Origin of the sequence: Algoriphagus halophilus (assembly GCF_041729275.1) — a bacterium.
GTDB classification, from domain to species: Bacteria; Bacteroidota; Bacteroidia; order Cytophagales; family Cyclobacteriaceae; genus Algoriphagus; species Algoriphagus halophilus_A.
This window is the reverse complement of the sequence record NZ_CP146486.1, coordinates 90,362-104,532: the sequence shown is the minus strand read 5'-3', so window position 1 is coordinate 104,532 and position 14,171 is coordinate 90,362. Positions and strand designations below refer to the sequence as shown.

At 38.2% G+C, this 14,171-nt stretch carries 14 protein-coding genes and 2 pseudogenes; 4 read left to right on the top strand and 12 right to left on the bottom strand.

What is annotated here, in order from left to right; all coding sequences use genetic code 11:
• Positions 1–188 precede the first annotated feature (188 nt).
• The gene (locus V8V91_RS00570; protein ID WP_074223931.1) at positions 189–821 is read left to right on the top strand and encodes an NAD(P)H-dependent oxidoreductase; all 633 of its coding nucleotides are present in this window, start codon (positions 189–191) and stop codon (positions 819–821) included.
• A gap of 60 nt (positions 822–881) precedes the next feature.
• Here the strand turns inward: V8V91_RS00570 and V8V91_RS00565 are convergent, their stop codons facing one another.
• On the bottom strand, positions 882–1,568 hold the full coding sequence (locus tag V8V91_RS00565) for a 6-phosphogluconolactonase (protein WP_373398293.1): 687 nt from the start codon (positions 1,566–1,568) through the stop codon (positions 882–884).
• 269 nt (positions 1,569–1,837) lie between these two features.
• Between V8V91_RS00565 and V8V91_RS00560 the strand changes: the two genes are divergently transcribed.
• Both V8V91_RS00560 and V8V91_RS00555 read left to right on the top strand, forming a co-directional pair.
• Positions 1,838–2,878, top strand: coding sequence for an alpha/beta hydrolase (locus V8V91_RS00560; RefSeq protein WP_373398292.1), 1,041 nt, complete (start codon positions 1,838–1,840; stop codon positions 2,876–2,878).
• A 60-nt stretch (positions 2,879–2,938) separates the two neighbouring features.
• Positions 2,939–4,501: a hypothetical protein gene (locus V8V91_RS00555; protein ID WP_373398291.1), complete on the top strand. Its 1,563-nt coding sequence runs from the start codon at positions 2,939–2,941 to the stop codon at positions 4,499–4,501.
• A 12-nt stretch (positions 4,502–4,513) separates the two neighbouring features.
• Here V8V91_RS00555 and V8V91_RS00550 read toward each other — a convergent pair.
• The 6 genes and pseudogenes from V8V91_RS00550 to V8V91_RS00525 form a co-directional block, all read right to left on the bottom strand.
• A pseudogene (locus V8V91_RS00550) lies at positions 4,514–4,678 on the bottom strand (hypothetical protein); the annotation flags it as partial.
• A gap of 331 nt (positions 4,679–5,009) precedes the next feature.
• Positions 5,010–6,110, bottom strand: coding sequence for a serine hydrolase domain-containing protein (locus V8V91_RS00545; RefSeq protein WP_373398290.1), 1,101 nt, complete (start codon positions 6,108–6,110; stop codon positions 5,010–5,012).
• Complete coding sequence (locus tag V8V91_RS00540; RefSeq protein WP_373398289.1) at positions 6,107–6,712, bottom strand: hypothetical protein; 606 nt, start codon at positions 6,710–6,712, stop codon at positions 6,107–6,109. Before V8V91_RS00540 ends, V8V91_RS00545 begins: the two co-directional genes overlap by 4 nt.
• 99 nt (positions 6,713–6,811) lie before the next feature.
• Positions 6,812–7,354 carry a LytTR family transcriptional regulator DNA-binding domain-containing protein gene (locus V8V91_RS00535; RefSeq protein WP_373398288.1) on the bottom strand — a complete coding sequence of 181 codons (543 nt, stop codon included), beginning with the start codon at positions 7,352–7,354 and terminating at the stop codon, positions 6,812–6,814.
• A 72-nt stretch (positions 7,355–7,426) separates the two neighbouring features.
• On the bottom strand, positions 7,427–7,633 hold the full coding sequence (locus V8V91_RS00530; RefSeq protein WP_373398287.1) for a hypothetical protein: 207 nt from the start codon (positions 7,631–7,633) through the stop codon (positions 7,427–7,429).
• 14 nt (positions 7,634–7,647) lie between these two features.
• A pseudogene (locus V8V91_RS00525) lies at positions 7,648–8,621 on the bottom strand (tryptophan 2,3-dioxygenase family protein).
• A gap of 115 nt (positions 8,622–8,736) precedes the next feature.
• On the opposite strand from V8V91_RS00525, the gene V8V91_RS00520 reads away from it, so the two are divergent.
• On the top strand, positions 8,737–9,942 hold the full coding sequence (locus V8V91_RS00520) for an acyl-CoA dehydrogenase family protein (RefSeq protein WP_373398286.1): 1,206 nt from the start codon (positions 8,737–8,739) through the stop codon (positions 9,940–9,942).
• A 129-nt stretch (positions 9,943–10,071) separates the two neighbouring features.
• On the opposite strand, the gene V8V91_RS00515 is transcribed toward V8V91_RS00520, so the two are convergent.
• The 5 genes from V8V91_RS00515 to V8V91_RS00495 all read right to left on the bottom strand — a co-directional run bounded on the left by V8V91_RS00515 (position 10,072) and on the right by V8V91_RS00495 (position 14,093).
• The gene (locus V8V91_RS00515; protein ID WP_373398285.1) at positions 10,072–10,410 is read right to left on the bottom strand and encodes a hypothetical protein; all 339 of its coding nucleotides are present in this window, start codon (positions 10,408–10,410) and stop codon (positions 10,072–10,074) included.
• Between the two features lie 185 nt (positions 10,411–10,595).
• Positions 10,596–11,792 (bottom strand): T9SS type A sorting domain-containing protein, encoded by a 1,197-nt coding sequence (locus V8V91_RS00510; protein WP_373398284.1) that lies wholly within the window; start codon positions 11,790–11,792, stop codon positions 10,596–10,598.
• On the bottom strand, positions 11,789–12,052 hold the full coding sequence (locus V8V91_RS00505; protein ID WP_373398283.1) for a hypothetical protein: 264 nt from the start codon (positions 12,050–12,052) through the stop codon (positions 11,789–11,791). The genes V8V91_RS00510 and V8V91_RS00505 overlap by 4 nt, the downstream gene beginning before the upstream one ends.
• On the bottom strand, positions 12,049–12,861 hold the full coding sequence (locus V8V91_RS00500) for a hypothetical protein (RefSeq protein WP_373398282.1): 813 nt from the start codon (positions 12,859–12,861) through the stop codon (positions 12,049–12,051). The genes V8V91_RS00505 and V8V91_RS00500 overlap by 4 nt, the downstream gene beginning before the upstream one ends.
• Positions 12,858–14,093, bottom strand: a complete 1,236-nt coding sequence (locus V8V91_RS00495) for a hypothetical protein (RefSeq protein ID WP_373398281.1) — start codon at positions 14,091–14,093, stop codon at positions 12,858–12,860. The genes V8V91_RS00500 and V8V91_RS00495 overlap by 4 nt, the downstream gene beginning before the upstream one ends.
• Positions 14,094–14,171 lie beyond the last annotated feature (78 nt).

Below are 14,171 nucleotides of genomic sequence, written 5' to 3'. Positions count from 1 at the left end.
AGTTTACTGATTTTTTCAGCCAATACTTCACATTTTTTTAATCTCGAATGAACTCCAAAACCTATTCCAAAGACCCCCAAAACATTTATTTTAAATGTATCAACATTTAATACACCAACATTGAACTTTTTCTATTTCATTGTCATTAGCACAGGTAGAAAATAAAAACCAACTATAAAAAAGTACATATGGCTTTATTAAACGACCTAGAGTGGAGATATGCCACCAAAAAGTATGACCCAACCAAAAAGGTAAGTCAAGAACATGTAGACAAGATTGTAGAAGCAGCAAGACTTGCCCCTACCTCCTCAGGGATGCAGCAATTCAGGGTATTTGTTATTTCCAAACAAGAGATCAAAGATCAGTTGGTGCCTATCGCTAATGGACAACAAATAGTCGCTGATGCTTCCCATGTATTGGTCTTTGCTGCTTGGGATCAATATACTGAAGAGAGAATTGATTCTATTTTCAAATTGACCACCAAAGAACGAGGATTGCCATCGGATAAATTTGTGGACTATACCAATCGGTTAAAGGCAGTGTATTTAAAACAAAGTCCTGAAGAAAATTTCGTCCATACAGCAAAGCAGGCTTATATAGGATTTGGACTATCAATTGCCCAAGCTGCCGAACTGAAAGTGGATGCAACTCCTATGGAGGGATTCAACACGGAGCAACTAGACGAACTTCTACAACTCAAAGCCAAAGGTTTAAAATCTGTGTTAATGTTGCCTTTGGGATACAGGGATGAAGAGGGAGACTGGCTTTTACCTATGAAGAAGGTCAGAAATCCAAAAGAGGAATTTGTTCAGGAGGTTTAAGGAAAAAGGGGCTTGATTTTAATCAAGCCCTTTATGATTCTATAGAAGATTCGTCAATAATTACATGCACATTTGGATGCAACCATAACATAGAGGCTGGTAATTGTGGAGTAATCTCTTTTTGAGCAAGGCTTTGAGGGCTTTTTCTTTTCCCTTTCCTGCGATCAATAAAATAACCATTTTGGATCTTAAGATATTCCCGATCCCAAGTGTCATCCCCTCTTCAAGTGGCACACCTACATTTTGGATCATTCCACTTGATAAGGTGGTTTCTGAAAGCTTTGCCACATGGCAATCCACACTCAAGTACTTAGCGGGTTCATTCAGGGCGATATGACCATTTTGTCCAATGCCCAAGATGCAAATATCAATTGGGCCAATCTTCCCCAATGATTCCTGTACACGCTCACACTCTGCTTTTGGATTTTTTGTTTGGGCATTAAATGCCAAATATCTCTCAGATGGGATTTCAATCTGTTGAAGCAGTTTCTGTTGAATGTCAATTTCAGAGGAAAACTCAGAGTTCTCAGGTAAACCAACCCACTCATCGAGCTTTACCACATGAATCCGATTAAAAAATTCCGAATTGCTATGATGCTTTTTCACCATCAACTTATACAGTCCGGATGGTGAGCCACCACTGGCCGCGCAGAATAATAAATTTGGCTTTTTTGCAATCGCAAGATGTACAAGGTCCGCACCTTTTTGACTCATGTGGTCAAAATCAGGACAATAATGAATATTCATTTTTATAGGTTAAAATTTGGGTGTACTAGTAATTACCGTATAATTAAATTGTAATTACTAAATTTTCAAAATATACAAAAAGGAGTGTTGAAATTGAACCATTCAAATTCTAAAAATAACCTTTCGTTCAGTCCAATTTGCTTATCCTTGGTTTTCAAGTAATTATTCAAGAAATTAAAGCTTAGGTCTTGTCCCTATGTTTTTAAATCCTGTTTCATAGTTCCAGGATCATTAGTTGTTAAAATCAAATTTTTCAAAATCAACTTACCATGGTAACCCATTACATCATTACAAATCGTGAAGTAACCTCCCGAAAAAGCAAAAGCTATATTTCTGTCAATGAAAAAGAGTTTATGAGAATGGACGGAGACGAAGAGGCTCGACACAATTTACGATATGGAACCGTTAGCTTTGACCCTAAGAAAGCCAAGAAGCTGAAGGATTTCAAAATTCAAATCATTCCTGAAGTGGCTGAAGCTACCTTAAAGGAATACACCGAAGGAAGCCCGGTCAGTAAAGCAAAATTTCCTTCGGGAAAAATTTTTGATGAGCTTTACGAGGCAGGTTCCAAGGCAAAGTCAAGGGAAGATATATTAGTTTTTGTCCATGGGTTCAAGTCAGATTTAGAAACTGCCATGCAAACCTTATGTGAGCTTCATAAAAAATATGTAGAACCCAAGGACTCCCCTATTTGCCATATAGTCCTATTTACCTGGCCTGCGAAGAAACAATTGCTCAAATACAGGTCAGATGCATATGATGCCTCCCAATCGGGCTTTGCCTTAGCCAGGTCTATGGCTAGTTTAAGAGAGTATTTCAAAGAGAAACTCGTCAAAGAAAAAAAGCCCCAATGTGAACAAAAGATCCATCTACTTTGCCATAGCATGGGTAATCGTGTATTGGAAAGCATGATCGCTGGATTGGCTGATATTGGACTTGAATTGAATACACTTTTTGGAGAAATTATTTTAGTGGGTTCTGACATTGATTACGATGCCTTGGAACGTCCAAAACCCATGTACCGGTTGATTGATTTAGGAGAACGAATTCATGTATATTTCCACAATAAAGATCAGGCATTAGGCGTATCCGAAATCACAAAAAATGCATTTAACCGCCTAGGTAGATGGGGAGCAAAAAACACCATGAATTTGCCCGATGACATTTACCAATGCGATGTATCGGATATTGAAGACGATAATGGCCTACTCCATGAAGTGGTTCACCACTGGTATTACACCAATTCAGAATCCGTCATCCAAGATATCACCGCAGTATTCTGGGGAAGAAATTCAATTTTTAACTTCTAAGGAATGGCCATGAGATTTTCAGATTTACATTGCCATAATCATATGCGAGCCCATTTTTGGATGCAAGAACAGCGAAAAAGATTTGAGCGAAAAGGTCAATTTACCCCTTGGACCGTGATTTCGTCCAATCGAAAAGGATACCTCAAGGGAAAAATGGGGGCTTCCTACAGCCAAACAGATCTGGTAAAAGCTTGGAATGGTAACCTACGACTTACGTTTAATTCTTTATACCCACTCGAAAAACCTTTTGTCAAAGGCTTCAAACCAAAACTCGGAGAAGACAAGTGGACCCGATTTTTAATCGCCTTTGCAACTTCGCATAAACTTCCTTTAAGAGACTTTATCCAAACTGCCTACATGAGAATCCCGGATGATGCCGTGGATTATTTCCAATCTACAGCCTATGATTATTGGGAGTCTTTAAACAGGGAAATGGAATTTGTTACCATGGATTCGGGAAAACGGATCAAAAGAAATGAGGTATTTACTCCTGGCCTTGCAAGAAGAATATTTGAATCAGAGAAAAACAGAAGGAATAATTTCCCAAGGGAAATGCTTGCAAAGGATGCCTGCTACCATATCCCTAAAACCCGGGAAGATTTGAGGGCTTCCGTGGATGATGACTCCGAAATCACCATGGTCCTGACGATTGAAGGAGCTCATGCATTGGGAACCGATCGAGCCAGTATCGCTGAAGTTTCCAGGAGGGTTAATTACATCAAAACCCAATGGCCCACCCCTGTTTTCTTCATCACGTTTGCGCATCATTTTGATAATAAACTTTGTGGGCATGCCCATTCAATACCTGATCAGGGAAAGGCTCTTTTGGATCAGTCGGTCAATCTAAATGCAGGATTTAACGACAATGGAAGAAGGATTCTAAGGGAGTTTTTGGGTTTAAATAGAAAGTTGGAAATAGACCCAAAATTAGGATATAGAATCCTAATCGATGTGAAGCATATGAGTGCTAGGGCCAGGAAGGAATATTATGAGGAAATAGTTAAGCCTTGCTTAGCAAAAGACGATATTATACCAATAATAGGGTCTCATTGCGGATATTCTGGGATTTCTTCCTTAGAAAAACATATTGAACGAATGCCCAAGGAAGTAGATGATTACTGTGATGATTCAGGACTCTTTAATTCCTGGAATATTAATCTTTGTGATGAGGACATTGAAATGATCGTAAAAACCAAGGGTCTTTTTGGACTATCCTTTGATCAGCGAATACTAGGCATTACTGCCGAGGACAAGGAGAGCAAAAGAAATGGTATACAGCTTCTTTGGGAAAATATTGAGGGAATCGTCAAAAGTGCCTATGCGAATGAAAACCTTGGTGATGAAGAAAAGCCCCACATCTGGAAGTGCATTACCATAGGTACAGATTTGGAAGGCTTAATTGATCCTGTAAGCCCTTACCCTACCGTATTGGAATTTGAGTTATTTGCAGGGAATCTAATTTTTGAAATCGAGCAGGCTAGAAAGAAGGGCAACCCAAAACACCTTTCCCATTTTAAAGATTTAAATGAGGTCAGGACTGCTGTGGAAGATTTTTGCTTTCATAACGCCGCCAATTTTGTAAAGAAACATTATCCTATCAAGTCATTTGAAGAGGACTTTTGATTTGACCTGAACTTATCGTTCCTGAGTTAAGGTGAATATATTTTCCTCCTCCACCCCTCTGACTTCATGTTCCACGGTCACAGGGATTTCATAAATGTCAAATTCCCCAAATTCAAAGGTTTTCCCCTCGATCTCGAATTCAATCCTACCTTTGAGCATGGTAAGCAGAGTAGGAACATTGGTATGATTTTTTTGAGCATTTGCCCTTTACAGAGTGCTATTGCAAATAAATTGAGTTGATCAGTTTTATAAACCTGCAATACTCCCGGCCTTTCTTCAGATAGCTTAATGTTTTTAAGGATATTCATGGGTCTATTCTTTTAAGTAAAAGATGGATAATCCATCTCCTCACCCAATTTACCAAAAAGAAGATTACCAATGAGGACTATTACCTTTCTTAATGCACCATTCGCCCTTAGCCTCTGATTCCTCCACCTTCAACCCTTTATTAATAGTTTATAGATTTCATTTAGTATGGGTTCTGCATCCTGATGAATCGGACTATCGGTCACTGTTGCCAAATTGATGGCATGAAAAAATAAAGGTCCTTTTCTGGGAAATAATAGAGTTGACTTCCTGCACCCAAACCGCCTCCACTGTGCCCAAATGCTTTTTCTCCTGCAAATTCAGAATAATCCAATCCCAATCCATAAGCAGGGTTTCCATTCGAATCCGAAACCCAGTTCTTCATTTCTGAAAGACTTTCCTCAGAAATAAGTCTCCCTTTCATCAATGCCTGGAGAAATATAATCGCATCTCTGGGGGTGGTGACTATTCCATCATCTCCTACTAATCTTGAAACATTTGCGATTTGTAGACGGCTAGAATTCTCAATAATTCTATTGCTAAATCTATCCCAATACCCATTCACTAGGTTAGGATAAGTTAAATAGTTAGAATCATTTCTATAAAAAGTATTTTCCAATCCTAACTGATCAAAAATATGCTCCTGCATATATTGAGCATGATCTCCTGTCAAGAAATCCATCATCAAAGCCAACAGTACATAGCCTGAATTACGATACGAATACTTTGACCCTGGTTCAAAATCTAATTCTTTTCCCTTTATCAATTCAATATAGTCTTCAGGAATAAACTCATGCTCAGGACTTTGCAATAAAACCGAAATATAATTAGGTAGGTAATTGTATTCAGGAATACCAGAAGTATGATTTAATAGCATTCTAACGGTCATGCGCTCAGAACCTTCCACCCAAGCTGCCAATTCCGAAGGAAGATAATTGGAAATAGGCAGATCAAGATCCAAAGCTCCAGTTTCATGGAATTGAAGAATTGAAACAGCCAAGTATAGTTTTGAGATACTTTGAAGGTACTGTAAATGGCAAATTCCCATAGGAACGCGATTTTCAATTTGGGCAAGCCCAGCCGCACCGTAATAAGAACCTTTGGAAGATTCTACACCAATCACAAATCCTGGCACCCCTGCAGCTACCAATTGTTTCATTTTTTCTTCCAGCCCACCAAAATTATCCTGAACCGTTGTTTCTACTGCATGATCACATAGAAGTACTGATTCTTCTTGGGCAATGGAAAAATGAACGGGAAGCAGCAACCAAACCATAACAACTATTGACAGCAATTTTCTCATTGGATTTGGGAATTAAAGTGAGTACGCGTCCCAAGTTGAATTAGCGTTTCAGGAATAATGGGAACCGTCTTATTAAATCCTTTTAAAAGCATAAACTGATAATTAATAAATGGGCTAGAATAGATGTTTTCCGAATAGTGATTCGATCCCAATCCTATTCCCAGAGGTATTGCTAACATTCCTTTTCCTTTCTTACCAACGGATTCCCAATTTCCATCGACCATTTTAAAAGAATCTCTTGGTCGGAAAGCCAAATGATAGCCAATCCCAGCTTTAAACTCCCCAAATACTGGGTTGGATAAATAAGGACGCCAAGCGGTTTGAGTTAAAAACAATCCATTACCAATGGTTTTGTTTCTAACCCAAATCAAACTGAATTCCTGTACCCAATTGTGTTTAGAACTATGACTGACCTCCGTTCCTAAACCTATTCCTATGTTTTGGAAATTGGTTTTGAAATTTTTAAAAGGCATAGAAAATGCATGAAACTGAATGCTTAAAGTCAGCGGAAAATTTCGATAATCCTTCCGATTTTCAGTTTGGCTAACTGCAAGGAATGGTAATAAAACTAGGAATAAAAGAGTAAGGAATGGCTTTTTCATGGCTTGTAATCGAGTAAACAAGATTACCCTAAAATCAGCTTAAAATGTAGATTAAAGCCCATTTTACTGCTGAGATGTAGGAAATATATGGATGAAATGTCAGGATTTTTGTAAAAACCAAGATCTAAATAAGGGAGCTTTGATCCGGCTAATTCCCAATTCCAAGTGAGATTCCTCAGTTCCAAAAACATGAGCTTGCAATTTTCCATTTTCGAGCTTGGTAAATCCCTCTACCATATCCCGATGAATAAGAGTTTGCCTGTTCAGCCTAAAAAATTCTTGTTTGGGCACTATTTTTTCCCAGGTATCCAAACTTCCATCAAGCAAATAATTTTTTCCAGATTTAGTTCCAAGAAGAATATATTGATCTTCTACTTTGAGAAAAGCAGTGTCTTTAGGCTTGATCAAAAACTCTTGTTTCCCCTGTCGTACCTGAAAACCAATAAAATCATCGTTCAAATCCTTTTGTGCCGCTTGAATAGACCGAAAAGCATGTTGGTAATGAAGTCCTATGTAAATGCCATTGATTACAAAAAACCAGATACTAATAATCAATACATCAAGGGTGTAAAAACTAATATGGGCGGATTCTCCTTTAACTATAAGACTGATCAATTCAGTAGTAACGATAATAAAAGTCAATCCGGCTGCTGTAGTAAAAAATCTGTATGAGTATTCTTTTTAAAGGTTTAGGTTCATAAGGGACCTTTTGATCTAAAAAAGGATCATCCATCGGACGCATAACCATGCAAGATACCCTTGAACCGTATCAATGGTATAGGTCATCAACAAAAAGCCATTCCACTGAATATTGGAATAGGTCAAGGAATAATTAAAGGCAGAAATAAAGGGAATCAACCATAAAAACAATAAAATATCGGGATGATATTTCTGTTTTTTGTCAAGTGGATTCCCTTTCATTAATTCAAACCTTATTAGTATTTCCCAGGAGTATCATCTCCAAAAATTTCTTTGACCACCCAACCTTTTCCCCATTCTTCTTTTTCTTCCTCAGTCCATAGTTCAGGATAAAAAATCACCTTTTGAAAACGAGGCGGAAGGTATTTTTGCCAATTGGTTCCCCCTGTAGCTGCTATATCAACAGGATCCTTTTGAAGGTATCTAACGGCAGATTTGTAATGTGCCAATGGCCAAAAAACATTCGCTTTTAAATCGAATTGCTTCATAGCCTCTTTCAATCCATCTGTCTTATCAGCACAATCTATATACTTCTGCCACAGATTCTTACGCCTGTATAATTCAATTATTTCTTTAAGCTTTTTACCGTACTTTATCTCAAAGTTTTTCAAAGTCAACGTCTTCTCCCCGTGGCTAGTTCTATAGCACCCTGTTGCCAATATAAGTGTTCGAATAAATCATCTGCAGGTGAATGGTAATCATGCTCCTCTCTATTCTTCAATGCCACCAAATTAAATGCATCAGCAGCCATCAATTCAATTTCACGGTACTGGGCAGATTGGAAACCACTGGAAGGTAATAGAGACATTCTGAATTTGAGGAATTGCTCTCTTTCCATACCCTTCCACATCATAGCAAAGGAAGAGATCAAGTGATCAAAATACATATTGATCCTTTCCAATCTGGTTCTAAAAAACTCATCACTTATCGGTTCCTGAATGGATATTTGTTCCATTTCAGAAATGATCAGTTTGAAATAAAGTTCTGTAATCTGATGGTAGATGATAAAGATTTTCTCATCATGAAAGGAGGTCTTCGGCTGCTGCAAAGATAAGAGCACATCCAAATTGATGTATTCCCAATAGGTTAGATAATCTGCATATAACAGCCCTTCCAAGTACGATAGCATGTCTTGACCCGAAGCCTTGAATTTTTGCTCTAGCTGTTCTATTTTTTCTAGAATTTTTGGGTCAAATTGATCTTGTTGCATGATGAATTTATTTGAAAAAGATAGACTTTTAGGAAGCAATCTATTTACTTCGAATCGGTCAGTAATTTTTTGACTGGACAAAAATCACTGATTCATCCTAATTAACCAAAATACTATGGAGTCAAAATCAACCCAAAAAACCCAAAAGCAAGACCTTTTTGAAGGAGTAGACTTTCTTCAAATCGACGATTTATTGACGGAGGAGCATCTTTTGATCAGAAGTTCCATGAGAGATTTCGTCAAAAAAGAAATTTCACCTTACATAGAAGATTGGGCTCAAAATGCGCATTTCCCCAGTGAAATCGTCAAAAAATTTGGTGATGTCGGAGCCTTTGGGCCACAAATTCCTTTAGAGTATGGAGGTGGAGGATTGGATTATATATCCTACGGATTGATCATGCAAGAAATTGAAAGAGGAGATTCCGGAATGCGCTCCACTGCTTCAGTTCAAGGCTCCTTGGTCATGTACCCTATTTATAAATTCGGTTCGGAAGAACAACGGAAAAAATACCTGCCAAAACTGGCCTCAGGAGAATATTTAGGTTGCTTTGGCCTAACCGAACCAGATCATGGTTCCAATCCAAGTGGGATGGTGACCAACTTCAAGGACATGGGAGACCATTACCTTTTAAATGGTGCAAAAATGTGGATTTCCAATTCCCCAGAAGCAGACATTGCGGTCGTATGGGCAAAAAATGAGGAAGGTAGAATCCATGGATTAATCGTAGAACGTGGAATGGAAGGTTTTTCTACTCCTACTACTCACAATAAATGGTCCTTAAGAGCCTCTTGTACCGGCGAACTGGTATTTGATAATGTCAAAGTACCCAAAGAGAACTTATTGCCAAATAAGTCAGGTTTGGGCGCTCCTTTAATGTGCTTGGATTCGGCTAGATTCGGAATTGCCTGGGGTGCTATTGGCGCAGCGATGGATTGCTATGATTCTGCTAGAAAATATGCGTTGGAAAGAATACAATTTGATAAACCCATCGCAAGCTTTCAATTGGTACAAAAGAAACTAGCTGAAATGCTGACTGAAATCACCAAAGCTCAGCTATTGGCATGGAAAGTTGGAAAAATGATGAATGAAGGGAAAGCTAAAACAGTGCATATATCCATGGCCAAAAGAAATAATGTGGAAATGGCACTGCAAATCGCCAGAGAAGCGAGACAGATCCATGGAGGAATGGGAATTACTGGTGAATACCCAATCATGCGTCATATGATGAATTTGGAGTCTGTAATCACTTATGAAGGAACGCACGATATTCATTTGCTGATCCTGGGAAATGAAATCACAGGGATTCCTGCTTTCAAATAATTTGAGAGGCTGTCTCATTCATTGGTTTTGTCAAAAAGAGCGTAGTTGAAATGAGGTTCTATTATCTAATGGACTACGACTTCTCTCAGTCTAAATCAGGAGCTTTATGAGACAGCTTTTTTAATTTTTCTACTCCAGTTCCTCAGGTAATTTCATCCAAGCTGTTGCCATCCCTTTGATTGGTGGTATCGTACATTCCCGGCAGGTATTTGTTTCAGTTTGAACCAACTTATCGTTGATGTAAATATTAACGGTGATGTCTTCAGAATTTAATCTCTGAGAATCACTCCCACAGGTTGGACAATTTGTGGTGCCATGAATGGTCAAAGTTATAGGAGAAACTTTCGGTTCAAATTCATATTTCCAGCCACTTGAGAGTAAGCCTGAATTCAAGTCAAAAGAATTGATTCTTTCCCCATTTTCATCATCAAACTCCCCATACCATTCTGCTCCACCGGTAGTGATCACTTCATAGGTAACTTTAAGGACTGGATCTTCTTCATTCCCACCGCAGGAAAAAATAAGAAAGAGCTTAGCAATAGTAAACTGAACAAATATTTCATAAAAGGTTGATTTTGGTATAAATATTATTTTTAAACCAAACGAATCCCCCAATTAATTCGCTACAACCCAACGCTAAAAAAAATTATATTCTATTTAATTTTTAAAATTCTTCCTAAGAAAAGTTGCTTTTCTTCTCCTTCTATGGCCACCATATAGACGCCACTAGCCAAGCTCCTTAAATCCAAGACAATTCTCGAGGAGTTTTGACTGATTAGGGCAATATTCGCATTCACCTCTTTTCCATTGGTATCTCGAACTTTCCAAGTATCAGGAATAAATTCAACATCACCTATTGTCTCCAAAACAACCTCATCTAAGACGGGGTTAGGGTAGATTTTTAATTCCTGAGAGACAATTACTCCACCAATTACCCCAGAAATAGTTATTTCAACTGGTCCTAACGTAGATGTACAACCATTTAAATTGGTAATTTCTACTGTATACAAGCCCATCTGGTTGAGCTCTAAAGTGGAACTCGTTTCCCCTTCCATCAGGTCTCCATTTCTATACCATTGGTATTCAAAATCTCCATCAGGGGCAATTAATACATTTCCATCTTCCAAAATCTCCCCAGCTGGTCTCTCCAAGGTTGGTATTTCAATTTTTTCAGTTTCTGCAAGGCATCCTCCTTCATATCGAATCACGGCATGGTACACTCCACCCTCCTCAATCTCCAGGGATTTTCCATTTTCTCCTTGGATTTCAGTTCCATTTCTTCTCCATCTTACCACCTCAAATGCAGCTTCACTAACCAAGGAAATTTCCTTTGTATCTTCTGAACAAATAGATTCAGGGCCTGAAATGATTACCGGTTTACTGGTTATCCCCTTTACAAAGACCAATGCGGTTTTTTCTGTTACATTTCCTGAAACATCTAACGCTCTAAGTTCAACTTGGATTTCTTTTCCAACCGACTCACAAGTCAATTCAGCTTGGTTGATGCTTAGTTCCTGAATGCCACAATTATCCACAATATTTGAAACAAAATCCTCTGCCTCCAAAATCAATGAACCCACACTTAAATCGAGTTCAACTTCTAGGTTTTTTGTTTCCAAAATTGGAGGCAACAGATCCAGAACGTTTACACTCATTTCTTCTTTCCATACATTTCCCTCCAAATCTTCAATGGTGATTACAATTTGTTGCTCTCCTAAATTGTCACAGGTAAACCGTTCTTGATTAAGTATCACTGATAATCCATCTGGCAAGTTAGCTGTAAATAACTCAGCTATAGAAAGTTCCCCTACACCATTTTCATTTAAAACCAATTCAATGAGCTCCTTCAAGGGAGGATAAGGCTTTTCACCGGTAGTGGGGGTTCATAAAACTCCACTTCTTTTACTTTGGAATAAACAGGGCATCCATTGACAGGCAGAAGAAGTGCTGAATAGACACCTGACTCCTTAATGGAAATCACTTTGGTAGCGGATGATGAGATTAATTCCTCTCCTCTATACCATCCAATAACTTGATAATCAAATTCAGAGCCTAATTCCAATAGCACCTCGGATCCAATGGTGGCTGTACCAGGTCCGTTAAGGCTCACTTTCCTACTTTCTTTTTTTCAATGGTAACAACAGTGCTTCCAGTAGTGGTATTTCCAGACTGATCTTTAACGGTTACCTCTACTTTCACAGGCATATTAAAATCCTCACAACCAATCGTTTTAGGACTGTATGTGATCTCTAAATTCTCCCCACAATTATCTGAAACCCCTGCAGCAATGTGTTCTTGTTTTAGTTCAAAGTTATTGCTCAAAGTGACATCAATTGTTCCCTGAAATTCCTGTAAGGTAAGCTCAGGTTTAAGTTCATCAAGTACAGTAACTTTTACTGTTCCCTCCCATTTGACAACTCCTTCTGATTTTACTTTAACCTGCACTTCATTCAATCCTAGATCCGCACAGGTAAAATTCAATTCTCTGGAAAAATCATTCGTATAGGCATCTGAATATCCGGAAATGAAGTAATCTGAAGGTTTTGTAGATGCCATTCCATTTTCTGCTAACGATAATCTGATTTCCTCTTTAAAAACTGGAGCAGGTAGCTCTTCTGAAGTCTTGAATTGAATCAAAAAAGTACCAAATGTAGCATCTGTATGTACGACCCCATAGGGCATATTCCCATTCGGCTGCATCGATTTATTCCAATTCATAGGAAATGAAATAGTATTTTCCCCAAAGACTCCCTCTACTTTTTGAGTGGGGTCGAATGGGTTTTGAAAGTCTATGATCTCATAGTTTTTTCCTTTCAGCTCACCAAATTCAGAAAAATCGACAAGTGCTTCAGGGTTAGTATTAAACTTGAGAACCGTGACATAAAATTTGGAGGGATCGTATTTGTTTTGAGTAATCAAAACTTCCTGGTCCGAATTGGATTGGTATATAGTTGTGATTCTAAATCAAAACCGAAATTGTTTTTCCAATCCCCAAATGTGAGGTCATTGAAAGGCTTGTCTTGATTATTTAGGTTGAAATAGAAATTCGAATTCCAGCTGGCATTGGGAAATGAAGATTTATCACCCAACACAGCATAGAACTTACCATGAACATTGAAAAAACGGTTGGCTCGTATTTCTATATTATTTAGTGGAAGAATTTCTAACAAGTTCCCTCCTCCATATATCAGGTTTTCGCTAAATCTAATGTTCTCGTTAGGCATATAGGTCCTCCCGAGCGTCACATTTCTAACTTGGTCAGCCATTAATCTTGAACCTTGCAAATCCCTATAAAAAATATTGTCCGTCACGACAACTTCAGAACTAAGATTGTTTCTCGAACCCACCGTAAAGTTATGAGGAGGCCGATGCACCGTTAGATTTACTGTTGCTATTACACCTGTATTAAAAGATACATTTCGGATGACCTTCACCCCTTTATTTTCAGGATTAGTAGTGTACAGGTTTATTCCTTGAGAGGCATTTTGAAAAACTATGTTGTTTTCAAGGATTTTGGGTTGGTTTTCATCCTGATGCTGCACATAGAATCCATGCCCATTTCCTCTGGTATCACCTTGTGAACCGTTATTGAAAATAATGGATCCATAAACTTCATTATTGAAACCATTTCTCCATAACTCTATCCCCCCACCGACAATATCATAAACCCAACAATTAATGATTTTGATATGGTCTCCCAATACTGTAATTCCTAATTCATCCTTTATTTCTGCAAAACCATTACTTGCATCCGAACTCCTAAGGGTTGTGGAAGAGGTGACTTTCAATCCTACAAACCAAGTATAGGATCCATAAATTAGAAGGCCAGTGCCATTGGTTCGATTTTTACCCGCATCAATAGTTGCCATCCCATCGTTTTGAGCAACCACAATGATTGGATCGGAACCAGTCCCATTTAGGTAGCTTTCAAAATTCCCTTCATAAATTCCATCCATTAGAACCAATGAATCTCCAGCTACCAGCGGGGAACCTACCCCCAAGGCATAGGATAGATTCCAAGGGTTGGATTGATCATTCCCTGAATTTGAAGAATTTCCAGAAGGAGAAGCATATTTTACACCAGCCTGAGCAGAGATACATACCAAAAAAATAGGAATAGAATAGAAATTCTTTTTAGCATAAAGAATCAAAAATTTGAATGTACAGTTGATCTATTCGCCCAATGCAAATAATAACAAGTCAATTTAATGATTTTCTTTCAAGACTGA

What these genes read in the sequence shown, in the direction of transcription:
- V8V91_RS00570 (WP_074223931.1), top strand. Translation starts at nt 189, where the DNA reads ATGGCTTTATTAAACGACCTAGAGTGGAGATATGCCACCAAAAAGTAT.
- V8V91_RS00565 (WP_373398293.1), bottom strand. Translation starts at nt 1,568, where the DNA reads ATGAATATTCATTATTGTCCTGATTTTGACCACATGAGTCAAAAAGGT.
- V8V91_RS00560 (WP_373398292.1), top strand. Translation starts at nt 1,838, where the DNA reads ATGGTAACCCATTACATCATTACAAATCGTGAAGTAACCTCCCGAAAA.
- V8V91_RS00555 (WP_373398291.1), top strand. Translation starts at nt 2,939, where the DNA reads ATGCAAGAACAGCGAAAAAGATTTGAGCGAAAAGGTCAATTTACCCCT.
- V8V91_RS00545 (WP_373398290.1), bottom strand. Translation starts at nt 6,110, where the DNA reads ATGAGAAAATTGCTGTCAATAGTTGTTATGGTTTGGTTGCTGCTTCCC.
- V8V91_RS00540 (WP_373398289.1), bottom strand. Translation starts at nt 6,712, where the DNA reads ATGAAAAAGCCATTCCTTACTCTTTTATTCCTAGTTTTATTACCATTC.
- V8V91_RS00530 (WP_373398287.1), bottom strand. Translation starts at nt 7,633, where the DNA reads ATGAAAGGGAATCCACTTGACAAAAAACAGAAATATCATCCCGATATT.
- V8V91_RS00520 (WP_373398286.1), top strand. Translation starts at nt 8,737, where the DNA reads ATGGAGTCAAAATCAACCCAAAAAACCCAAAAGCAAGACCTTTTTGAA.